Source organism: Streptomyces yerevanensis (genome assembly GCF_000716805.1).
GTDB lineage: Bacteria > Actinomycetota > Actinomycetes > Streptomycetales > Streptomycetaceae > Streptomyces > Streptomyces flaveus.
In genome coordinates, this window is record NZ_JNWJ01000011.1 from 185883 (window position 1) to 207605 (window position 21723).

At 69.1% G+C, this 21723-nt stretch carries 19 protein-coding genes; 10 read left to right on the top strand and 9 right to left on the bottom strand.

Features of this window, described 5'->3' with window-relative positions:
- Positions 1–2: 2 nt before the first annotated feature.
- On the bottom strand, positions 3–1031 hold the full coding sequence (locus tag OP79_RS14180) for a LacI family DNA-binding transcriptional regulator (RefSeq protein WP_033320501.1): 1029 nt from the start codon (positions 1029–1031) through the stop codon (positions 3–5).
- Positions 1032–1218: 187 nt separating this feature from the next.
- Between OP79_RS14180 and OP79_RS14185 the strand changes: the two genes are divergently transcribed.
- Both OP79_RS14185 and OP79_RS14190 read left to right on the top strand, forming a co-directional pair.
- The gene (locus OP79_RS14185; protein ID WP_211270792.1) at positions 1219–2001 is read left to right on the top strand and encodes a TIM barrel protein; all 783 of its coding nucleotides are present in this window, start codon (positions 1219–1221) and stop codon (positions 1999–2001) included.
- Positions 2002–2109: 108 nt separating this feature from the next.
- On the top strand, positions 2110–3147 hold the full coding sequence (locus OP79_RS14190) for a Gfo/Idh/MocA family oxidoreductase (RefSeq protein ID WP_033320503.1): 1038 nt from the start codon (positions 2110–2112) through the stop codon (positions 3145–3147).
- Between the two features lie 101 nt (positions 3148–3248).
- Here OP79_RS14190 and OP79_RS14195 read toward each other — a convergent pair whose 3' ends face one another.
- Positions 3249–3587 (bottom strand): helix-turn-helix domain-containing protein, encoded by a 339-nt coding sequence (locus tag OP79_RS14195; protein ID WP_033320504.1) that lies wholly within the window; start codon positions 3585–3587, stop codon positions 3249–3251.
- Between the two features lie 677 nt (positions 3588–4264).
- Between OP79_RS14195 and OP79_RS14200 the strand changes: the two genes are divergently transcribed.
- Positions 4265–4639 (top strand): hypothetical protein, encoded by a 375-nt coding sequence (locus OP79_RS14200; RefSeq protein ID WP_033320505.1) that lies wholly within the window; start codon positions 4265–4267, stop codon positions 4637–4639.
- Between the two features lie 87 nt (positions 4640–4726).
- On the opposite strand, the gene OP79_RS14205 is transcribed toward OP79_RS14200, so the two are convergent.
- The 4 genes from OP79_RS14205 to OP79_RS14220 form a co-directional block, all read right to left on the bottom strand.
- On the bottom strand, positions 4727–5038 hold the full coding sequence (locus OP79_RS14205) for an SCO5918 family protein (RefSeq protein WP_033320506.1): 312 nt from the start codon (positions 5036–5038) through the stop codon (positions 4727–4729).
- A gap of 49 nt (positions 5039–5087) precedes the next feature.
- Entirely contained in the window at positions 5088–6620 is a 1533-nt protein-coding gene (locus tag OP79_RS14210) for a DEAD/DEAH box helicase (RefSeq protein WP_033320507.1), read from the bottom strand.
- Between the two features lie 318 nt (positions 6621–6938).
- Entirely contained in the window at positions 6939–7142 is a 204-nt protein-coding gene (locus OP79_RS14215; RefSeq protein ID WP_033320508.1) for a cold-shock protein, read from the bottom strand.
- A 410-nt stretch (positions 7143–7552) separates the two neighbouring features.
- Complete coding sequence (locus tag OP79_RS14220; protein ID WP_033320509.1) at positions 7553–8404, bottom strand: MBL fold metallo-hydrolase; 852 nt, start codon at positions 8402–8404, stop codon at positions 7553–7555.
- Between the two features lie 98 nt (positions 8405–8502).
- On the opposite strand from OP79_RS14220, the gene OP79_RS14225 reads away from it, so the two are divergent.
- The 6 genes from OP79_RS14225 to OP79_RS14250 all read left to right on the top strand — a co-directional run bounded on the left by OP79_RS14225 (position 8503) and on the right by OP79_RS14250 (position 15295).
- The gene (locus tag OP79_RS14225; protein ID WP_169786191.1) at positions 8503–9525 is read left to right on the top strand and encodes an AraC-like ligand-binding domain-containing protein; all 1023 of its coding nucleotides are present in this window, start codon (positions 8503–8505) and stop codon (positions 9523–9525) included.
- A 632-nt stretch (positions 9526–10157) separates the two neighbouring features.
- Positions 10158–11489 (top strand): phosphatase PAP2 family protein, encoded by a 1332-nt coding sequence (locus OP79_RS14230; protein WP_169786192.1) that lies wholly within the window; start codon positions 10158–10160, stop codon positions 11487–11489.
- 493 nt (positions 11490–11982) lie between these two features.
- Positions 11983–13209, top strand: a complete 1227-nt coding sequence (locus OP79_RS14235) for an FAD-dependent monooxygenase (protein ID WP_033320511.1) — start codon at positions 11983–11985, stop codon at positions 13207–13209.
- A 50-nt stretch (positions 13210–13259) separates the two neighbouring features.
- Positions 13260–14009, top strand: a complete 750-nt coding sequence (locus OP79_RS14240; RefSeq protein ID WP_051744640.1) for a TetR/AcrR family transcriptional regulator — start codon at positions 13260–13262, stop codon at positions 14007–14009.
- Between the two features lie 32 nt (positions 14010–14041).
- Complete coding sequence (locus OP79_RS14245) at positions 14042–14446, top strand: nuclear transport factor 2 family protein (RefSeq protein ID WP_033320512.1); 405 nt, start codon at positions 14042–14044, stop codon at positions 14444–14446.
- A 204-nt stretch (positions 14447–14650) separates the two neighbouring features.
- The gene (locus OP79_RS14250; RefSeq protein WP_033320513.1) at positions 14651–15295 is read left to right on the top strand and encodes a periplasmic substrate-binding domain-containing protein; all 645 of its coding nucleotides are present in this window, start codon (positions 14651–14653) and stop codon (positions 15293–15295) included.
- Between the two features lie 132 nt (positions 15296–15427).
- Here OP79_RS14250 and OP79_RS14255 read toward each other — a convergent pair whose 3' ends face one another.
- The 3 genes from OP79_RS14255 to OP79_RS14265 form a co-directional block, all read right to left on the bottom strand.
- The gene (locus OP79_RS14255) at positions 15428–16012 is read right to left on the bottom strand and encodes a TetR/AcrR family transcriptional regulator (RefSeq protein WP_033320514.1); all 585 of its coding nucleotides are present in this window, start codon (positions 16010–16012) and stop codon (positions 15428–15430) included.
- A 326-nt stretch (positions 16013–16338) separates the two neighbouring features.
- Positions 16339–18795, bottom strand: a complete 2457-nt coding sequence (locus OP79_RS58520) for an MFS transporter (protein ID WP_078491786.1) — start codon at positions 18793–18795, stop codon at positions 16339–16341.
- A 143-nt stretch (positions 18796–18938) separates the two neighbouring features.
- The gene (locus tag OP79_RS14265) at positions 18939–19418 is read right to left on the bottom strand and encodes a MarR family winged helix-turn-helix transcriptional regulator (RefSeq protein WP_425428568.1); all 480 of its coding nucleotides are present in this window, start codon (positions 19416–19418) and stop codon (positions 18939–18941) included.
- A gap of 477 nt (positions 19419–19895) precedes the next feature.
- On the opposite strand from OP79_RS14265, the gene OP79_RS14270 reads away from it, so the two are divergent.
- Positions 19896–21500, top strand: coding sequence for an alpha/beta hydrolase (locus OP79_RS14270; protein WP_245685321.1), 1605 nt, complete (start codon positions 19896–19898; stop codon positions 21498–21500).
- Positions 21501–21723 lie beyond the last annotated feature (223 nt).

A 21723-nucleotide genomic window follows, 5' to 3' on the forward strand; every position in this document is an offset into this window, starting at 1 on the left:
GCTCAGAGCGGGGGTGGGGCGGTCGTGCTCCGGACGACGAGGCGGGGGGTGATGACGTCTTCCCCGGCGGGGCTCTTGTCGCCCTCCAGGCGTGCGACGGCCCGGCTGACGGCGAGGTGGGCGAGGCGGGGGATGTCCTGTCCGACGGTGGTGAGGTCGATGTGGGCCAGTCGGGCCAGGTGGCTGTCGTCGAAGCCGACGACGGAGATGTCGTCGGGGACCGCGATGCCGGCTCGGAGGAAGACGTCGAGTACGCCGGTCGCGCAGCGGTCGTTGAAGGCCATCACGGCGGTGGGGTGCGGGCGGTCGGCCGACAGGACGCGGGCGGCGTCGGCGCCGTCCTCCTCGGTGAGCCCGCCGGGGAGGATGCGGATGTGTTCGGTCAGGCTGTGGCGGTTCATGGCGGTGCGGTAGCCGCGGCGCCGGTCGGCCGCGCCCGGTGCCCGGCCGCCGTCGATGTGGACGATGTCGCGGTGGCCCAGAGCGACGAGGTGGTCCACCGCCTGCCGGGCACCCTCGTCGTCGGCGGTCCGTACGACCTCCAGGCCGGGGACGGACGGCCGCAGCCGGCGGGCCACGGAGACGACCGGCAGTTGCCCGGCCAGCTCCGCCAGCCGCGCGGCCGGGGCCTGCGGGCCGAGCAGGATCAGCGCCTCGCAGCGGTCGGCGAGCAGCGACTCGACGGCGCGCTGCTCGCCGCGCCCGGCGGCCACGGCGCTCAGCGCGATCTGGTAGCCGGCCGGTTCGGCCGCCGCGTAGAGGCCCTCCACCAGGTCGGTGTGGAACGGATGCTGGAGGCCGAACTGCACCCCGAGCAGCCGGGAACGCTGGCTGCGCAGCAGCCGCGCCCGGGCGTCCGGACGGTAACCGATCTCCCGTGCGGCCTGAAGGACGCGCTCGCGGGTGGCCGCGCTCGCGCCCTTCGCGTCGCGCATCACGATGGAGACCAGGGCCGTGGACACGCCCGCCCGCGCCGCCACGTCCGCGAGCGTCGGTCGCTTTCCGGCGGGGACCGCCGGGGTTCCTGGCACCTGTCCTCCCTGGTCGGAGTCGCTTCCTCGGAAGCCGACTATAGAACGTTCTAGCATTCGTCGGCTACCGAAGTCTTGACAGGTCTGCGTGGCGACTGGCGTACTTCTGCTCACAGGCAGATCTAGAACGTTCTAGTTACTAGAACGTTCTAGATCCAAACCGTACGCGGAGAAAGGGCGGGTGGCGATGTACACACTGGCGGTCTGTGCCGAGATGGTCTTCCTGGATCTGCCGGTCGACGAACGGGCACGGCGCATCCATGACGCCGGTTTCCAGGTCGAGATCTGGGACTGGACCCGGCACGATCTCGACGCCCTGGCGCGGACTCCGGCCGAGTTCTCGTCCATGACCGGGTACATCCGGGGCAGTCTGACCGACGAGGAGGGTGCGGCCGAACTCCTGCGCACCGCTGAGGAGTCACTCCGGGCGGCCGAGCAACTGGGCTGTCCCCGGCTGAACCTGCACGGCACCGGCCTGGATGACAAGGGCCTGCCGGTGGCGCCGGTGACCGGTGCGGCCACCGGCGAGATGTGGATCGCCGCCCGCCGCACACTCACCCGCCTCGCCGAGCTGGGCGAGAGTGCCGGAGTCACCTTCACCCTGGAGAACCTCAACACGGCCGTCGACCACCCCGGCGTGCCGTTCGCAACGGCCGCCGACACCCTGGCCCTGGTCCAGGCGGTGAACCGGCCCGGGCTCCGGATGAACCTGGACCTCTACCACGCCCAGATCGGCGAGGGGAACCTGATCGAGCTGGTCCGCAAGGCCCACGTCCTGGGCCTGATCGGCGAGATCCAGGTCGCCGACGTCCCCGGCCGCTGCGAACCTGGAACCGGCGAGATCAACTACCCCGCCGTCGCCCGCACCCTCAAAGAACTCGGCTACGAGGGCACGGTCGCGATGGAGGCGTGGGCCTCCGGCGACAGCGAACTCGCCCTGGAGCACTTCCGCTCCGCCTTCACCCTCTGAAGCCCTCTGCCCTCTGCCTGCTCGCCGGGATCCAACGATCCCGCGGCTTCTGACCGTCAGGATCCGGCGATCCCGGCGGCCCTCCGACCATGACGTACGGAGCACCCCATGACCATCCCCATGCCCACCCAACAGCCTCTCGCCGTCGGCCTCATCGGCGCCGGACGCATGGGCGCCTTCCACGCCGAGACCCTCGCCCACCGCCTCCCGGGCGTCCGGCTCGCCGCCATCGCCGACCCCGCCCCGGGCACCGCGCAGAGCCTTGGCGACCGCCTCGGCTGCACCGCCGCCCACACGGACATCGGCGACCTCCTCGCCGACCCGCACATCGACGCGGTGGTGATCGCCACCCCGGCCCGCACCCACGCCGACCTCGTCGAGGCGGCGGCCAGGGCGGGCAAGGCGGTCTACTGCGAGAAACCCATGGCGGTCACCCTCGCCGAGGCCGACCGCGCTATCAAGGCCGCCGCCGATGCCGGCGTGCCATTCCAGGTGGGCTTCAACCGTCGCTACGACCCGGGCTTCAGGGCCGCCCACGAGAAGATCACCGCCGGCACCATCGGCACACCCCAGCTGCTGCGCTCGCTCACCCGCGACCCGAAACTGGCCGACCCGGCCCGTATACCCCCGTGGACGATCTTCCTGGAGACCCTCATCCACGACTTCGACATCCTGCGCCACCTCAACCCCGGCGCCGAACCCGTCGAGGTCTCCGCGTTGGCGGACGCCTTGATCCGCCCCGACTTCAAGGACCACGGCCTGCTCGACACCGCCGTCGTCACCGTCCGTTTCGACAACGGCGCCCTCGCCACCGCCGAAGCCAGCTTCCAGGCCGTCTACGGCTACGACGTACGCGCCGAAGTCCTCGGCTCGGCCGGCATGCTCACGATGGGCGACCTCCGCCGCACCCACCTGACCGCATACGGCCCCGACGGCGCCAACGCCGAGTGCGTCACCTACGACCAGCACCTCTTCCACGACGCCTACGTGGCCGAACTCGCCGACTTCACCGACAGTGTCCGCACCGGCCGCACCCCCACGGCCACCGGCGAGGACGCCCGAGCCGCCCTGTCCATCGCCCTCGCCGCCATCGAGTCCGTCACCACCGGCGGCACCGTCCGCATCGACCAGCTCAAGGCTCTCTGACGACGCGACCGTCTGCACGCTCGCCGAACGCCCTCGACCGCTCACGGCAGGGCATGTACGTCGACGACTCGATTCGCGCCCACAGGCCCGCGCAGGCGCACTCAGTTGGAACCGTCGGACTCTTCCTTCGCGGCGCGGCGGTACTCGGCGTTGATGCGCTGCGCTTCTTCGAGCTGGTCCTCAAGGATGACGATGCGGCAGGCCGCCTCGATCGGGGTCCCCTTGTCGACGAGTTCGCGGGCGCGAGCGGCGATCCGCAGTTGGTAGCGGGAGTACCGTCGGTGCCCGCCCTCCGAGCGGAGCGGAGTGATCAGACGGGCCTCACCGAGGGCCCGGAGGAAGCCGGGGGTGGTGCCGAGCATTTCGGCGGCCCGGCCCATCGTGTATGCGGGGTAGTCGTCGTCGTCCAGACGACCGCTGAGCGGAGTATCTGCTGTCATTTACACCTCGTTGTACGACGCGTCGAGGGGCCCTGGTGCCATATGGCACCAGGGCCCCGAAGGGTTTGTACACCATCTGTCGGCTCTACTGCTGTGCCGACCTGCTGTTTCCGCTATCCGGCCCGGAAGAGGGGCGGGAGTGCGGGGACCGTGGATACGTGACCGGGGACCACCTTCCAATCCGGGGTCTTGCGGTACCCGGCCGAATGTTCTTGGGCCGGGCGATCCTGATGGCGTCTGCTCCCTTCGTGCTTCCTCTGAACTGCTGATGCACTACTGGTGTTGCTGTCGGCGGCCCCTCGACCTGCGAGCCACCCAGTGCGACTGTCAGCCCCGTCACCGTCCTGCGAACAACCTGGCTCCGGAACTCCACAGTCACTCTGACCTGCGAACTTCGTGTACTACTGCCCGGCAGTTCGTGTCTGCCGGGCTTCCTTGACCGTGTCTACGAAAGGAACCTTAGCTAGATCACCGGCAAATGTCTACTCTGGCGAGAGTAGATTTCGGCGCCCTTGAGGCGCAGGTATTTTGCGGCAGCCGACAGCGCGGACACGGTGGACCATGGGCTCCGGCGCGCCGGTCTCTCACCGCGCCGGTTCACCGGCCTCATGTCGGCGCCGGCAGTCACGTACAGGAAACGAGCACAGCGGACCGACCGCTGCATAAAATCGGCTCTCATGTCGAAACCTGACGACCTGCTCGTGGACATCGCCACCATGGTGGAGTCCGCGCAAAGCAATCAGATGTCGCTGACTGTGGTGGTCGGCGGAGCTGTCATCACCGGCCGACTGGCTCCCGAAGCCGTGTGGAGGGAGCGAGTGTCGGAGGTGCTGAAGGACTCGGACCGTCTCGGCCGGTTCTCCGGTGTCTTCACAGCCGACCGGACAGAGGACCGACCCGAGCGCGGCGAGCCGCCCACGCATCTGCACTTCCATCTCGCCCGGATCCTGCAGGGCAGTGTCGGGATCCCCGAGACGGGTGGAATGTACCGAGTCGCGATCAGCGACGTCAGTGCCTGGACCGTGGGCGACTTCAGTTACTCCGAACCGTAGGGCGCCACGCGATGAGGGCCCTGCCGACGTGTGTCGGCAGGGCCCTCATCGATGCTGTGGTGCCGGCTTCCGCCGGTTCTCATGGTTTCAGTCCGTGGGCCTGCCGAGCAGGGCTGACGCGGTCTGCAGCGGGGTGAGGACGGGCGCGGTGGGTGCTGCGCTCTCCTCGCCGCCGCGGCAGGTGAAACCGAGGCGGCTCATGGCACGGGTGACCTCACCGCTGGTGAAGTCACGGCGGTCCTGCCGTGTGATGACTTCGCCCACTTGCTTGACGGGGTAGTGGCGGCGGCCGATGAGCACGGACTCACCCGTGATGGGCTCGGGCTTGACGCCCTTCATGGAGGCCAGTACTTCGTGCTTGAAGAGGTCGAACGGGAACCGGGCGATGACACAGCGCATGATGCCTCACAGGGAAGGAAGTCGGGTGGGCTTTGTGCCCGCGAGGGTTTCAGGCCGCCGGGTTGGAGGCGGACGGCCGCTGTGCCGTGCGGCGTGCCGCCTGGCCGGCGGACCGGCCCTGGCCGCTGCGGCCGCGGCGGCCCCGGGACGAGGAAGAGGCGCCGCGCCGAGGGCGTTCCGCGGCCGGCGCGGTGATGACGACCGGGACGCCCGAGGGGGCCTGAGCGCCTGTGATGCGGCTCAACTCCGCTTCGCCCGAGCGCACTTGGGTGGTTTGGGGGGTGATGCGGGCGGCGGCCATCAGCCGGCTCATGTCGCGGCGCTGGTTGGGGGTCACCAGAGTGACGACGCTGCCGGACTCGCCCGCGCGTGCCGTGCGGCCGCCACGGTGCAGATAGTCCTTGTGGTCGCTGGGCGGATCGACGTTCACGACCAGATCGAGGTTGTCGACGTGGATTCCGCGCGCCGCGACGTTGGTCGCCACCAGTACCGTCACATGCCCGGTCTTGAACTGGGCCAGGGTCCGTGTGCGCTGCGGCTGGGACTTGCCACCGTGCAGGGCACCGGCACGGACGCCGCTGTTCAGCAGATGCTCGGTCAGCCGGTCCACCGCGTGCTTGGTGTCCAGGAACATGAGCACCCGGCCCTCGCGTGCCGCGATCTCGGTGGTTGTCCGGTGCTTGTCCGCGCCGTGTACGTGGAGTACGTGGTGCTCCATGGTGGCGACCGCCCCCGCGGACGGGTCGACGGAGTGGACCACCGGGTCGTGCAGATAGCGGCGGACCAGCAGATCGACGTTACGGTCCAGGGTGGCCGAGAAGAGCATCCGCTGGCCCTCGGGACGCACCTGGTCGAGCAGCGCGGTGACCTGGGGCATGAAGCCCATGTCGGTCATCTGGTCGGCCTCGTCCAGGACGGTGATGGCGACGCGGTCGAGTCGGCAGTCGCCGCGGTCGATGAGGTCCTTGAGCCGGCCCGGCGTGGCGACGACGACCTCCGCACCGCCGCGCAGTGCCCCGGCCTGCCTGCCGATCGACATCCCGCCGACCACGGTGGTCAGCCGCAGCCGCACAGCGCGGGCGTACGGAGTGAGCGCGTCGGTGACCTGTTGGGCGAGCTCGCGGGTGGGTACGAGGACGAGGGCCAGCGGCTGCCGGGGCTCGGCGCGCTGACCGGCCGTACGGGCGAGAAGCGCGAGGCCGAAGGCGAGGGTCTTGCCCGAACCGGTGCGGCCACGGCCGAGTACGTCGCGACCCGCGAGGGAGTTCGGCAGGGTCGCCGCCTGGATCGGGAACGGTGCGGTCACGCCTTCGTGGCCGAGTGCGGCCAGCAACTGCGCCGGCATGGCGAGATCGGCGAACGTCTCGACGGCATCGAGCGCGGGGGTGATCGTCTTCGGCAGTGCGAACTCGCCCTGAGGCGCGGCCTGTCGGCGTCCGTGACCTTCGGGACGGCGCGGAGCACCGGAACGGCCGGAGACCGCGGCTCCAGTTCCGGCTCCGTAACGGCTGCCGCCCCTTTTGGAGGGAGAACTTCCGGTGCGAGTACGGACGAAGCGATCGTTTGTACGCGTGCGGTTCATGCGGGACCTTCCTTGATGTGGCACGTATCAAGGAATTCCCGCAGCAAATGAGCAGCGCAGAGAATCGCGAGAACGAGCCGAAGAAAATGCGGGATCGAATTTGATCCCGAAGGGAATGTGCAGGGAATGCGTGTGGGATTTGTCTCTCACGAAAATGGTGAGATCCCGGCAGCCGGGGATCAAGGGGAACCTGCCCCTGGATCAGCCTGCGGCTGAAACTGCGAGGAGCGGCCTGACGGAGAGCCCGCGCCCTGAAAACCGATCAGCTGGGGCCCGCACCCCAAGGTGCGGGCCCCAGCTGCGAAGTACGTGTCAGCGTCAGGCGGGAACGATGTTCTCGGCCGTCGGGCCCTTCTGGCCCTGCGCGATGTCGAAGGTCACCTTCTGGCCCTCCGTCAGCTCACGGAAGCCCTGAGCGGCGATGTTCGAGTAGTGGGCGAAGACGTCGGCGCCGCCGCCGTCCTGCTCGATGAAGCCGAAGCCCTTTTCCGCGTTGAACCACTTCACGGTGCCGGCAGCCATGTTGAATCTCCTTTGGGACGGTGCTCGGAGTCCACACTGTGTGGACTCCGCGTCGCCGTGATGATCACCCCGCCGGAAAACAACCGGTTATGTAAGGAGCTCTACCGGTATATGAAACCGGTGAGGACGCTCCCAAGTGTTCGGGAACCACAACTGCAACTGGAGTCGACAGTAGCACGGTGCGATCGACCGTATGCGCTGGATAACTCTGCTCCACCTGCCGAGCAAGGAACCTTCATCGAGCGTGGCGTCTATTTCTCATTTCGTGGCAACAGATATTGGCTCGCCCGGACCCCAGCGTTTCTGCCAACGGGCCGTGCGGCGGAGTCCGAGGAGATCTGTTGGCCGCCGGGGCCCCGAGCATTCAGGTCGGAGGCTCGCCCCCGTTTCTGCCCGGCAGGGCCTCCGGCTCAGCCCCCGAAGACCTCCGGTGGCACGCCCAGTTCCTTCGGGCCGACCAGGCCGAACGAGGGCCCACGGGTGAGCCAGAGCAGCATGGGCAGAGCCCGGTCCGGGTGCCGACGGCCCATCTCCCGGGCGATGTCGGCGACGGGCACCCGGGGCTTCGCGACCTCCTGGTAGTCCTGCAGCCAGGTCCTGGTGTCGTCGATGACCTCCGTTCCGCCCACCGGGCCGTGGCCAGGGACGACGATCGTGAGTTCGCCCAGTGCCTGCACCAGGTCCAGGGCGGTCAGCCAGGAGCCGGGGTTGTTGGTGTCCGCCATGTAGCAGTGCGAGTGGTGGTTGAGCAGGTCCCCGGCGATCAGAGCCCCCGATCCGGGCACGTGGAAGGCGGTGGCGTGGACCGTCTCCGCGACCGGCAGGTCCACGAAGACCACCTCGTGTCCTTCGAGGGAGCCGCGCTCTCCGGTCAGCGGTCGGGGAACCGGCATCTCGTCCGGGATCTGGTCCCCGTAGGCCTCCTGCCAGTGCAGGCGCTTGGCCGGCCACTCCAGGATCCCGTCGATGACTCCCTGCCTGGCAAAGATCGGGGTGTCGGGGAAGGCGGCCTGGATCTCGGCCATGCCGCCGTAGTGGTCGGGGTGGGCGTGCGTGATGTACGCGGCCTTGAGGTTCCTGCCGGTGTCGCGGACGCGTTCGGCCAGTTCGCGCGCCTCGTCGCGGACGAACTGGACGTCGATCAGGATCGCGTCCCGCTCGCCGCTGATGAGGACGCAGTTGGGCGACAGGGCGGGCTCGGAGCCGGCGAAGACATCGAAGCGGAGTCCGCCTCGCTCCTGCGAGTAGATGGTGGTCAGCATGGGGCAGTCCTTTGCGATGCGGCCTGTTTCGTCCCGCTCAGTGCCGTGCCATGCTCTGAGCCGTGGCGTAACGCTAAGGAAACCTGATGATGAGCGACATGACTGGGAGCGCGCGGTCTCCGGTACCGGAGCGCACGGCCACGGCCGAGCGGAGCTTCTCCACGGTCGGTCTCGACGGGGGTGACCAGTGGGATTACTGGAACGAGGTCACCCGTACGGCGTTCGTCGCGATGCTCGCGGCGGGGGTGCCCGCACCGGCCACCGCCGCGCGAACGGTCGGCTTCGACGCGAGGGCGGTGGCCCGGGAGACGGGCGGGCTGCGACTCAGCACGGTGAGCGCCGACCCGCACGAGGCCGCCCGTACCCCCGCACTTGTCCGCCGGGCGGAGGGGGAGGACTTCTTCCTCACGCTGATCTGCGAGGGGTCGGGGACCGTGCGGCAGGACGACCGTTCGGGCGCGATGGGGCCGGGTGACTTCACGCTGGTCGACAGCGCCAGGCCGTACGTCTTCCGGTTCGAGGAGCGCTTCCGCTCGGTGGTCCTGCAGATACCGCGCGGGATGCTCACCTCCCGGTGTGCGGCGGCCGAACGGATCACAGCAGTGCCGTTCTGGGCCACGAGCGGCCCGGGCGCGTTCGTCAGCCCCGTCCTGCGCGCGCTCGCCGAAGAGGGCCGCGCTCTCGACGAAGGGCTGGCCCGCTCGGTCACGGCGAACGTCCTGGACCTGCTCGCCGCTGTGTACGACGCCCACGCCGACAGCGCCGGCGCAGCGGGTTCGGCCGTTCACCGCCGTGACCTGAGACGTGCCAAGGAGTACCTCGACGAACGGCTGCACGATCCCGGACTCACCCTGCTCGCCGCCGGTCACGCCCTCGGTTTCTCCCTGCGCTATCTCCACCAGCTCTTCCAGGAAGCGGGAACCACGCCCCGGACCTGGCTCTACGACCGGCGACTCGACCGGGCCCGCACCATGCTGCTGAGGCCGCCCGGCCAGGACGCCCCGACGATCGCCGACATCGCCCTGCGCGTCGGCTTCAAGGACCCGTCACACTTCTCCCGGGCGTTCAAGGCACGGTACGGCATCAGCCCCGTCAACTGCCGTACTTCGCTCGGTAGTTGACGCCAACCCTGAGAAGAGGGCTCAGAGGCCGGCCGGGCGGTGGCGACCGCGACGCCGATCACGAACAGGCCCCCGTCCCGGCTGAACTGCCGACCAAAGCCTGACCGACTCGGTCTCCGCCACGGCACGTCCCGGGGTGGTCGTCGCGCCCACGCCGGGATCCGTATACGCCGGATGCGTGTGCATCCTCGGTGCCCGGCCGCACTGCGTCCGGGCACCGAGTCGCGCGGGCCTGGCGTTCAGCGGGCCACGTACCGGTCGTCGACCGGCAGCTCCACGGTTGAGTGGCCGGGCACCATCGCCGTGGACACGCCAGGAAGCACAGAAGCAGGCACAGGACGCTGCGGCCCTGACAAAAATCAGGAAGGAAGCAACCTCGCAGTCTCCGGGCCCCTCTAACCCGGCGCAGCCGCGGCGTCACGTCACGGCCCGTCCTGCACCGGCCAAGGACGTTACGAGCAAACCGCCGGACCGACCAGCGATCGAACCCTCCTGACGAATTGAGGCCGGCGAAACCCACCCGCTCCAACAACGTGATCGAACTCGCGGCGAATGCCCTGGAATCCAATAAACCGGTTGAATAATTGTTATCCGTAAAGTCGCGGGTGTTTTCGCGAATAAAGTGCAGAATTATGTTCGCTGCGTGGCGTCAGCCGCGGGCGATGCTGTGGGCCACGGTGGGTGTGGCGGCCCTCGGATTCCTCGTCGCGCTGGAGATTGCCGCGCGTCGCTACGGCATGCCGGGGCCGATCACCAATCAGGCGCAAGAGGTGATATTCGCCCCCAAATCGGGGCCGCTGTTGTACGCCGGTATGGCGTTGATGATGGTGGTGCTCACCTGGCGGCAACGGTTCATCGCGGCTGGTGCCGCGATCGGTATCGATGTCGCCTTCTTGCTGGTGCGGTGGGCGGTCGACGCCAAGATGACCGACGGCCATCCCTTCGGCAACGGCGCGTTATGGGTGATTTTGGGCCATGCGGTCATCGCCATCACGCGCCGCACCGGCCGGGAACGTGTCCTGCTGCTGAAGGGTGTCGGGCTGGGCCTGCTGCTGGTGGCCGGCCGCAAGACAGGCGATACCTGGTTACTCATCACGTCGAAGACCCGCCCGGTGGTGCTCGACCAGTACCTGGCAACCGCCGATCACGCGCTGGGCAACCCGTCGTGGCTGGTGGGCCGGATTGTCAGGGCCACCGGCCCGATCGGCGCCCATGTTCTCGACTACGTCTACATTCAGCTTGCGGTGGCCGCGGTCGTCGTCGCGCTGTACCAGCTGCGCAACGTGGCAGTCGAGCGCCGCTTCCCGCGCCATCATCTGGTGCGCACCTTTCTGGTCATCGGCCTCCTCGGGCCGGGCATATACATGATCTTCCCGGTGGTCGGACCGATCTTCGCCTACGGTTCCGGCGCCTTCGGCACAGGCGGCGAGCACTGGGCGGTGGCCAGCCTGTGGCCGGACACGCCACCGCCGATCAACACCCCGCACCCGATGCCGTACGACGAGATCACGCCCCGCAACTGCGTGCCCAGCCTGCACACGGCATGGGCTACCGCGATCTTCATTCATTCCCGCAAGGGCCCACGGATTCTGCGATTAGCAGGAACGTTTTGGCTGGTTGCTACGCTCGGCGCAACGCTGGGATTCGGCTACCACTACGGCGTGGATCTCGTTGCCGGCGTGGTGTTCGTGTTCACGATCGAGGCAGCGCTGCGCTCGCTCGACCGCGGCTGGGACCGGCCAGGAATCCAGCTGGTCACTTACGGGGCAGCGGTCTTCGCTGCGCTCTTGGTGTCATATCGCTATCTGCCGATGGAGATGGCCGAACATCCGTGGGTGTTTGGACCACTTCTCATTCTGGCGATGGCCTCAGTGATCTACGGCTATGTGCGGACCACCAAACTGTGGGAACTGAAGGCCGCAGCACCAGCGCAGCAACCGGAACCGCAACTCGAACTGGTTTGACGAGCAGGTCGAGCCCGTGAGACATCACCGCGGGTGTCGCGCCGGCCCTGTTCACCGTGGCGACCGAGCGCGACGCCACCACCGCCGTGTTGTGCGTGGTGGCGCTCGCCGCCTGGCAGCTCCTGCAGGGCATCAGCCTGCACGGGCTCAGTGACCGCAACGGACTCGACCTCGTCCTGGCCGCGGTGCTGTACGCCGCCGTGTGCGGCGCCGGCCTCCTCGTACGGCGGAGAAGTCGCGATCTTGTCGATGTGTGTTGGCCGGGCGCAACCAGTACTCGTCTGCACCCCAGCCAGCAGGAGCTTCACCTGTTCCCACAGGCGGCCTCCCGCCAACTCGGCCTGAACTCAACCAGGTTGGAAAGGCCTCACGGTCTCGGGACCTCTACCACTGTCTCGCCCTGCCCGGCCCCTCTCACCCCTCCTTTCCCATGTGACCCACTTCATCTACTGACCAAATGACGAATCTGGTCAGTCCCTCTAATCTGGAAGACATGGAGATACGGAACAGCAAGGAACGCCGGGCCCTCGTGGTCGGGCTCGGCATCAGCGGACTCTCAACTGCCTTAAGGCTGCGGCAGATCGGATGGACGCCAGTCGTCATCGAGCGGGCCCCGGACCGCCGCACGGGCGGGTACTTCATCGCACTGTTCGGTGGCGGCCGGCCCCCGGCCAGGCGCCTGGGCATCCTCGACAACCTGAGCGACCGCACCCCGGTCGGCAGTGCCCAGTACGAGTTCGACCGCGCGGGGAACCGGCGGCCCGGTGCCCTCGCCTATGGCGACCTGCCCGGCAGTCCCTGGATGACGGTGCGCGGCAACGTAGAGGAGGCCGCCTTCGAGGCGCTCCCCGACGATGTCGAGATCCGTTACTCGACCGTGCCGACCCACATCGCGCAGGACGCCGACGGCGTGGACGTCACGCTGACGAACACCGCGGACGACACCTCGGTCACGGAGCGGTTCGATCTGGTGGTCGGGGCGGACGGGCTGCGCTCCACCGTGCGGTCCCTGGTGTTCGGACCGCACGAGAAGTACCTGCACCGGCTGAACTACATGGCAGTCGCCTACCAGCTTCCCGGCCCGCTCAGCGAACTCCATCCGGACGACGGCGCCACCCTGATGGAGGCCAACCGGTCGCTGTGGATCTTCCCCTTCAGCGGTGGTCTGCAGACGGTGCTGCTCAACTACCACACCGACGACGTGGACGCCGAGTTCAAGGAGCCGCCGGCCCAGCGCGTACGCAAGGCGTTCGGTCCCGAGCCCACCGGCCGCGTGCTGGGCGAGGTGCTCGACGCGGTGGACACCGCCGAGGACCTGTTGTTCGACTCGGTCGAGCAGACACGGATGGACACCTGGCATCGCGGCCGGGTCGTACTCGTCGGCGACTCGGCCTGGTGCGTCAGCCTCTACGCCGGCATGGGTGTCTCGATGGGGATCACCGGGGCGGACCTCCTCGGCACCATGCTGGACCGCAACCCCACCGACGTGCGCCGCGCCCTGGCCGTATGGGAACAGACCCTGCGCCCGCACGTGGACGTGTTCCAGCAGAACGGCATCCAGCAGCGCACGTTCTTCGTGCCCGCCAACAGCAAGGAGCTCGCTGTGCGCAAGGCCATGAACCTGGGGATGCGGATCCCGGGGGCCTCGCACCTGCTGAAGCAGATGCAGACCAGCGACAAGGCAGGCCGGCTCAAGGACCGTGACCTCGCCCTAGCATGAGGCCGGCTCCGCGCCCGCGGGCCCGCTCGGTACAGGCTAAGGAAACGACGATGGCAGCACTGGCTGAACAGGACTCCGCCACGGCGGCCCGGATTCTCGCCGCGGCGAGGGAACTGGTTCTCAAACGCGGCGTCAAAGGTCTGACGGTGGCCGAGATCGCGGAGAAGGCGCACGTCGGCAAGGGCACGGCGTACCTGTACTGGGGCACCAAGCAAGACCTCCTGTTCGGGCTGTTCGCCAGGGACTTCCTGACGTTCCTGGAGGGCGAGATCCAAAGGCTGGACGCCGACCCGGACGCCTGCCGCCCTGGGCGGCTCTGCCCGCAGGTCGCCCGCAACGCCCTGAGCTACCCGGTCGTACGCGCGATGCAGACCGGTGACGACGACCTGCTGGGCGCCCTCGCCCAGCATCCGCGCAGCGTGGAACTGCTCGGCACACTGGGCCCCGCCGCGCTGATGTACACGGTGCTGCCGGTGTGGCGCGAGCACCGGCTCGTACGAACCGACTGGCCCCTCGATGAACAGGCCTACGCCCTCCAAGCGCTCATGACCGGCTTCCTGGGCGCCGTCACCCGGCCACAGACCCCGAACAGCGTCACGGTCGACGATCCCGACAAGGTCATGGCCGCCGCAGTGACGGCCCTGCTCGGCCCCGAAGAAGCCGGCCCCGCCGAGGTCCGCGCAGCCGCCGAGGAAGGTCTGCGGCTGTTGCGCGAGCGACGCGACGCCGTGCTCGCCCTGATCGTCACCTACCCCGGAACAAAACACAGTCAGGAACCGGAGCGCTCCGGTTCGAGTTGAGAAACGGCTTGAGAAACAACGGAGGCAGTGCCATGAACGAGACGACCGCGACAACCCCCACGAACGACACCGTCATGGACCGCTACATCAGGACCTTCGAGCGTGCGTCGCACGAGCCCGAGGCCCTGAAGGAGCTCGAGTCGATCTTCGCGCCGGACGCCACCGTCCAGCTCGTCGAGGGCATGGAACCGGTGACCGGTCTGCCCGCGATCATGGAGATGTACGGTCACATCGCCGAGGGCGTGGCCGACAGCAAGTACGTCTGGACCGTCACGGAGCTCGACGACGGCAGGCTGGAGGTCCCCTGGGTCCAGGCCGCCCGCACGGCCGACGGCCGCCTGATCGGCCAGAGCGGCATCGAGCACGCCACCGTCAACGCCGACGGCCGGATCACGCACCTGACCAACCGCTCCGTGCCCGTCGCCGGCTGGGTCTGAGAAGGGCTGGTTCTGAGAAGCTTCCGGCTTCTTCGGCTCGAAGTGGATGAGCATGAACTCCGGTTCCCGGCGGCGGAGATGGGCGCGGTTCGTCCGCAGGCGAGCCGGGGTTCTCGCGGGCCCACGCCCCGGCCCCGCCCTCACCCGTCCCAGCCGGCCGTCCCGTCACCCCCGGTCGGAGACGAGCGACCGGACCTCCACGTCATGTCGCACGGGGAACTGGCCGGCGTGGCCGGCTCGCAGCGGGCGGCGGAGGACTTCCTGGGCGACCTCCCCTCGTACGAGCTCAGCGAGGCCGAGGCCAAGGCCGAACTCGCGAAGTCGGCGCACCCGCAGGGCTTCTCGACGACCATCGAGTACGTCAAGGACTACCCCTGGCAGGAACTCACCGTCCTGAACCTCCAGCGGAACCTGAAGCCACTCGGCGTGAAGATCACCCCGAAGCCCGTCACCGCGAACCAGTGGTACGCCAAGTTCTTCAAGCACGAACTGACCGGCATCACGCTCCCCTTCGGCTTCGGAGCGAGCTATCCCGACCCGGCGCCCCTGCTCGGCAAACTCGTCGGCAAGGCCAACATCGGCCCCCAGAAGATCAACATCGCCAACTGGACCACCCCCGACGTCGAGAAGGCCCAACAGGTCATCACCACCGCGGGCCCCGACGCCACCCGCTGGACCGCCACCCGGACGATCCTCACCCAGGTCGCCGACCAGGTCCCCTACGTCCCGCTCTTCACCGAGGACGAGGTCTACGCCCTCGGAAAGGGCCTCGCCTTCGAGAAGTCGGGCATCACGTCCTTCGACCTGTCCAACGGCAGCTGGATCTTCTCGCTGAAGTCGACGGCCTGACCCGGGCGCCGGCGGCGTACCAGTACAGGGCCGGCACCTATGGAGTCACGGGAGCAACCGGTGCAGCCGCTCCGCGCAAACCCGTGCCGCTGCGAGCGGCGCGGGTCCGGTCCGCTGCTCCGTGTTGGTCTGTCACGTGTTCGGCAGCCAGGGGGCGAGTGCGGTGTCGACCTCGTCTGCGACGGTGTCCTTGTCGAGCCGTTCGCCGAGCAGGAAGCGCTGGAAGAGCAGGGGGCCGACGATGCGGGCGATGAGATCTGTGGCGTGCTCCTGAACGCCGGGGCGGAGTTCACCGCGTTCGACGGCGGCGGCGAGTGCGCGGGCGAAGTGTTCGTCGGCCTGGCCGAAGATCTCCTCACGGATGCGCCGTGCGTCCTTGTCCCGCTCGGCCTGCTGAATGATCGTGATGAGGACCGTCACGGCGGCCGGTTGGTTGAACCGATGGGTCATCTGTTCCATCTGGGTCATCAGTTGGTCGCGGACGGGGCTGTCGTCGAAGGTGAGCAGGGGGCGGACGTCGTTGGCGAGTGCGTCGATGAGGAGGGTCTGCTGGTCGGGCCAGTGCCGGTAGACGGTGGCGCGTCCGATTCCGGCTCGTCGGGCGACGGTGGCGTGGGTGACGTTTTCGGGGCCGCCTTCGACGAGGAGTTCGGTGGCGGCGGTCAGGGCGGCGGCGCGGCTGCGGAGGGCGCGAGGGTCGTCGTTGGTCCGGGGCATCGGGATACATCTTTCTCTCGGGGCGATCTGTGAGACGTGTTGACTCATAACCCTTCTTCGATACATACTGTCTCACAGGTGGGGATGGAAGTCCCGCCGAAGGAGACGCTCGCCGTATGACCGTGCGAGCCCCACGGACGCGGGGCACGGACCGCACTGCGGTCCAACCCCCTGTGCCCCGCTGGTCGGGGCGGGCCGATCCCCCCTGGCCCGCCCCGACCGCTTCATCCGGCACCGACCTGGGTCGGTCTCCGCCTACCAGGTCCAGGGTCTTCCCGACCGGGCCGGGCGCACCTCCGCTCCAGGCGCGCCCGGCCCGGTTTCTGTCACTCGCCCTGGTGGGAGAGCTCGATGTCGTGGCCGTCCACGCCGGAGCCGTGCACGGTCAGGTGGGTGGCCCGCGGCGGGTAGCCGGTCGCCATGACCGAGTACTCGCCGCCGTCCAGGTCGGTGAAGGCGTAGCCGCCGTCCTCGCCGGTGGTCGCCGTGGCCACCACGTTGCCTGCCGCGTCGACGAGCGTGACCCGCGCGTCGTTCAGCGGCCGGCCCGCGGCCGTGACCACGCCCTGCACCCGCGAGCCGGAGGACAGCTCGACCTCGCTCCTGGTGACGCCCTGCGCGGCGACCTCGACGGGCAGCGCGACGGGCCGGTACCCGACCGCGGTCACCGCGAGGGTCACCTGGCCGGGCACAAGCTCGGCGAAGGTGAAGGCGCCGTCCGCGCCGGTGAGTCCGGTGGCGATCACCTCGCCGCGCACGTCGGCCGCGACCATCAGGGCGCCGACGACCGGCTCCTTGGTGTCGGCCGACCTGACCGTGCCGAGCAGGCTGCTGGTGCCGGAGAGCAGGATGTCGTACGAGACCGGCTCGCCGGCGACCACGACCGTGGACGCCTGCGGCTGGTAGCCGTCGGCGGACGCGATGAGCACATAACTGCCGACGCCAGGCACGTCCACCTGGTACGAGCCGTCCGGCCCGGCCACCGCACGGCCCAACTGCCGCCCGCCCAGCGAGACCAGCGTGACGGCGGCCCGCGGCACGGGCGCGGACTCGGCGCCGCGGACGTGGCCGCCGACCGGTGTGCCGCCGACGGACGGGACCTCGGCCGGGACGCTCGCGGTCGCCGCCGGGACGGCAGCGGGCAGCGGCTGGTCCGGGGTGTCGGCGGCCCGTGTGTCCGAGGAGGCGACCGGGTCCGGCACCTTCTCGTCGTCACTGCGGCGGCGAAGACCGAGCGCCGCGAGGGCGGCGCCGACGAGGGCGAGGATGCCGGTGACGAGGACGGCCGTGTGGACGCCGTTCATGAAGGCGGTCTGGCTGCCCTCCGTCACGGCCGCCCTGAGCTGTGCGGGCATCGTGTCGGTGACCGGGGCGACGCCCATCGCGACCGCGTCCTTCGCCTCCTCGAGACGAGCGGCGACCGAGCCGGGCACGCCCGCGTCGGTCAGCGAGTCGGTGAGCGTGGAGCCGACGCGGCTGCTGATGATCGAGACGAGCACCGATGTGCCGAGCGCGCCGCCGATCTGCAGCGAGGTGGCCTGCAGGCCACCCGCGACGCCGCCGTCCTCGACGGGGGCGTTGCCGACGATCGCGTCGGACGACGCGGCCATCACCATGCCGACGCCGAGGCCGAGCGCGGCGAACGGCGGCCACATGGTGGCGTACGAGGAGTCGGCGCTCCACGCGAGCATCGCGAACGCGGCGCCGGCCTGCAGCACCATCCCCAGCGGCATGGTCAGACGCGGGCCGAACTTCTCGGTGAGCTTCGCGCCGAGCGGCGAGGCCAGCATGGAGACGAGGCTGAGCGGCAGGGTGCGCACACCGGCCTCGACGGGCGTGAAGCCGCGTACGTTCTGCAGGTACAGCATCACGAAGAAGATCACGCCGAGCAGGATGAAGAAGTTCAGCGCGGTGACGACCGTACCGATGGTCAGGGCCGGGTTGCGGAACAGGCGCATGGGCAGCAGAGGGTGCGCGACGCGGGTCTCGTACCAGCCGAAGAGGACCAGGACGACCAGCCCTCCGAGGATCGCGCCGAGCGTGCCGGCCGAAGTCCAGCCCCACGTCTCGCCCTTGACGACGCCGAAGACGACGGCGAGCAGTCCGCCCGCGAGCAGCACGACGCCGGGCACGTCGAACTTCTCGCTCGCGGCGGCCTCGTTCCTGGACTGCGGCAGCACCACGAGGCCGAAGACGAGGGCGATGACGCCGATGGGGGCGTTGATGTAGAAGACGGACTCCCAGTTGACGTGCTCGACGAGCAGTCCGCCGACGATCGGGCCGAGCGCGGTGGAGACGGACGAGATCATCGCCCAGATGCCGACCGCCATGCCGAACTTCTTCGGAGGGAACACGGCGCGCAGCAGTGCGAGGGTGTTGGGCATGAGCATCGCGCCGAAGAGACCTTGTACGGCGCGGAAGGCGATGACGCCCTCGACCGAGCCGACGAGGCCGATCGCGACGGAAGCGATAGTGAATCCGACGACGCCGACGAGGTAGAGGGTGCGGCGCCCGAAGCGGTCGCCGAGCTTGCCGCCGAGGATGAGGGCGGCGGCGAGGGCGAGCAGGTAGGAGTTGGTGACCCACTGCAGTTCCGCGGTGGTGGCGTTCAGGTCGCGGGCGATCTCGGCGTTGGCGATCGAGACGACGGAGCCGTCGAGGCCGACCATGAACAGGCCGAACGCGACGGCGATCAGCGTCAGCCACGGGTTGGCGCGAAGACCGCGAGGTTGGGGATCGGCGGATACAGGGGTGGGCGCTGTGGAGACAGCGGTGACAGGCATGGAAAAGAGGTGTCCTCAGGACGTACGGCGCGCAGATGGGAGCGCGTGGACGTGTGTGGGGGGTGGGGGAGTGGCGGGGCAGCACACGCGGCCCCCGCCGCGGCAGCGGCAAGAGCGGTGAGCGTACGGGGAGTTGGGGCCGGTCAGGCGGCGCGGTCGCGCAGCCGCCGGGTGAGAGCCTCGAGGGCGCCGAGCGCCGAGCCCAGGGCGTCGAGGTCGCCGTCGGTGAGGGTACGCAGCGCGGACACGAGCTGCCGCGCCGCGACGTCCTCGGCCTCGCCGATGCGCTGACGGGCCTTGGTGGTGACGCGCAGGTGCGCGACACGCTTGTCGGTGTCGTCCTGGTGCCGCTCGAGCAGGCCCGCTTCGGTGAGGCGGGTGACCAGGGCGCTGACGTTGTTCGGCTTCATCAGCAGTGCGCGGGCCGCCTTGTGGACGGTGGCGCCGTCGTGTTCGGCGACGTACCGAAGGAGCGCCAGCTGTCGCTCGGGGGGCTTGGGGTAGGGCAGTTGGCCTGCGACGCCCCGTTCGACGTACCGGTTCAGCGCGGGCAGGCACGCCACGAGGCCCGCGGCCACGTGGTCGATGCTCTGGCTCTGGCGAGCCTCGCTGATACCGGACACGCCGCCAAGCTACCTATGACGAGAAACCTATGTCAACATACCCATTGGCCGAGCTCCCGCGCGCAAGGATCGTTCCCGCTCGCGATTGCCCAAGAGGCCCCGCAGGACTGGGAGTCCCTGGAGCAGGAGCTGTACGCGGCGGGCGTGGATCCTGCCGAGGTGGAAGCCGGATCGCGCTGCCTGCCGGCGGAAGCCGGACCGGGCCGCCTTCTGGCGGAAGCTCGTGGGCATCAACTGGCCGAGGTGCGCAGGCAGTACGGGCCGGCGTAGAAGGGCGTGGTGACTCAACAGCGCGTATGCCGGCGAGCGGAGACCAGGGCAGCGCGGCAGCGTAGCCGGACTTGGAACATCCCGGGTCCGTCGCCGAAGCGTTGAGCCCGGCCAGTATCTGATTAATCGTCATTTTGCTTGATTCACAAGGGCGTTGGATCCAGGCTTTGATCCGTCTGTGAACTCCTGATTCATGGAGGAACATCCGTGCCGTCCAACCCCCCACTGCTCCCGCGCGCGAAAACGCGCGGGAGACTCGCTGTCGGAGCCCTGGTCACCGCGCTGTTCGGCCAGTTGCTCGCCGGGACCGCCGTCGCCGCCCCCGCGGCCGAGCCGGCCAAGACCCCGTCGCCCGGGCGAATAGCCTGGGAACCCTGTGAATCACCCTCCGGCCAGGGCACCTTCGAGTGCGCCACCATCAAGGTGCCCGTGAACTGGAAGCGGCCGAACGGCGCCACCATCGACCTGGCCATCAATCGCCACCTGGCCACCGACCCCGCCCGGCGCATCGGCTCCCTGCTGGTCAACCCCGGTGGCCCGGGCGGCTCAGGGGTGGACTTCGCGTTCAGCGCCCCCGACAGCTTCTCCCCCGAACTGCTGGAGCGGTTCGACATCGTGGGCTTCGACCCGCGCGGCGTCGGCCGCAGCAACCCGGTGAAGTGCGACGAGGACCTGGTGGCCGACCAGGGCGCGTTGCTCTACCCCGACAGCACCTCCTCCTTCGCCGCCCTACGTGCGGCCAACCGCGCGCTCGGCGGGAACTGCCGCGACCTCACTGGACCGCTCGTCGACAACATGGACACCATGAGCGTCGTCCGCGACATGGACGCGATCCGCGCCGGCCTCGGCGAGCAGCGGATCAGCTACTACGGCGTCTCCTACGGCACCGGGATCGGCCAGCAGTACGCCGAGCGCTACCCGCACCGCGTCCGCGCGATGACGCTCGACTCGAACATGGACCACAGCCTGGACCAGTGGAACTACCAGAAGACCGAGACCATCGCGATGGAGGAGTCGTACGGCCAGTTCGCCGACTGGTGCGCCCGTACTCCGTCCTGTGCGCTCCACGACCATGACGCCCGCGCCCTGTTCGAGTCGCTCTACAAGCGCGCCGACGCGGGTGAGATCGTCCTGCCGGGCGACCCGCCGTACACCTACACCCCTCAGGACCTGCAGAGTCTCGCTTTCAGCTACATGTACGACCCGGCCACCTGGTTGGAGTTCGCCGAGGTGCTCGCCTACCTGGACGCCCCCGAGGCCGAGGCGCCCCGGTCCCTCAGGCAGCGCGGCGAGCCGACGGAGTTCGCCTACTTCCCGGTGATGTGCCAGGACTACGACTTCGACGTACCCTCGTACGCCGTCCTGGCCCGCTACGAGCGCAACCTCGCCCGCCTGGCCCCCGTCACCCGTCTCAGCTCCCTCGCCTGGACCGACCTGACCGGCTGCCAGGACTGGCCGGCCGAGGTGACCAACCCGCCGCACCGGCTCCGTGTCGACGGCACCCCGCCGATCCTGGTGACCAACAGCCGCTACGACGTGGCCACCCCGTACTCCTGGGGCTCCAACGCGGCCCGGCAGATCGGCCGCGAGGCCGTGTTCCTCACGTACGACGGAGTCGGCCACGGCGACTACTGGCTGAGCCCGTGCGCGCGTGACGCCATCGACACGTACCTCCTCACGCTGAAGACCCCCCGCAAGGGCACCCACTGCCCCGCGGTCTGGCCGACCGGGTCCTCCGCCCAGCGGCAGTCGCCGACCGGCGGTCTCGTCAACCCGCTGCCCGACCTGCTGGGCACGGGGACGTACCGGTGAACCGCGTGGCGCGGCCTGATCGGATCCGGTCCTGATCCGGTTCTGAGCGACGGGGCGCGGTCCGGGTCGGTTTCGGCCGGGCCGCGCCCTGTGGCACGTCTGCGAGCCGGTTCAGTCGTCAAGGGGCAGTAGCAGGTGCAGCCGTGGTGGTCGCCGTCGTAGAACGCGGTGGTGTCACGCGATCCGTCAGGGCACGTCCGGCAGAAGCGAGCCGGGAGATCCC

Coding starts and splice junctions, on each gene's coding strand:
- OP79_RS14185 (WP_211270792.1), top strand. CDS start 1,219: ATGTACACACTGGCGGTCTGTGCCGAGATGGTCTTCCTGGATCTGCCG.
- OP79_RS14190 (WP_033320503.1), top strand. CDS start 2,110: ATGACCATCCCCATGCCCACCCAACAGCCTCTCGCCGTCGGCCTCATC.
- OP79_RS14195 (WP_033320504.1), bottom strand. CDS start 3,587: ATGACAGCAGATACTCCGCTCAGCGGTCGTCTGGACGACGACGACTAC.
- OP79_RS14200 (WP_033320505.1), top strand. CDS start 4,265: ATGTCGAAACCTGACGACCTGCTCGTGGACATCGCCACCATGGTGGAG.
- OP79_RS14205 (WP_033320506.1), bottom strand. CDS start 5,038: ATGCGCTGTGTCATCGCCCGGTTCCCGTTCGACCTCTTCAAGCACGAA.
- OP79_RS14210 (WP_033320507.1), bottom strand. CDS start 6,620: ATGAACCGCACGCGTACAAACGATCGCTTCGTCCGTACTCGCACCGGA.
- OP79_RS14215 (WP_033320508.1), bottom strand. CDS start 7,142: ATGGCTGCCGGCACCGTGAAGTGGTTCAACGCGGAAAAGGGCTTCGGC.
- OP79_RS14220 (WP_033320509.1), bottom strand. CDS start 8,404: ATGCTGACCACCATCTACTCGCAGGAGCGAGGCGGACTCCGCTTCGAT.
- OP79_RS14225 (WP_169786191.1), top strand. CDS start 8,503: ATGACTGGGAGCGCGCGGTCTCCGGTACCGGAGCGCACGGCCACGGCC.
- OP79_RS14230 (WP_169786192.1), top strand. CDS start 10,158: ATGTTCGCTGCGTGGCGTCAGCCGCGGGCGATGCTGTGGGCCACGGTG.
- OP79_RS14235 (WP_033320511.1), top strand. CDS start 11,983: ATGGAGATACGGAACAGCAAGGAACGCCGGGCCCTCGTGGTCGGGCTC.
- OP79_RS14240 (WP_051744640.1), top strand. CDS start 13,260: ATGGCAGCACTGGCTGAACAGGACTCCGCCACGGCGGCCCGGATTCTC.
- OP79_RS14245 (WP_033320512.1), top strand. CDS start 14,042: ATGAACGAGACGACCGCGACAACCCCCACGAACGACACCGTCATGGAC.
- OP79_RS14250 (WP_033320513.1), top strand. CDS start 14,651: ATGTCGCACGGGGAACTGGCCGGCGTGGCCGGCTCGCAGCGGGCGGCG.
- OP79_RS14255 (WP_033320514.1), bottom strand. CDS start 16,012: ATGCCCCGGACCAACGACGACCCTCGCGCCCTCCGCAGCCGCGCCGCC.
- OP79_RS58520 (WP_078491786.1), bottom strand. CDS start 18,795: ATGCCTGTCACCGCTGTCTCCACAGCGCCCACCCCTGTATCCGCCGAT.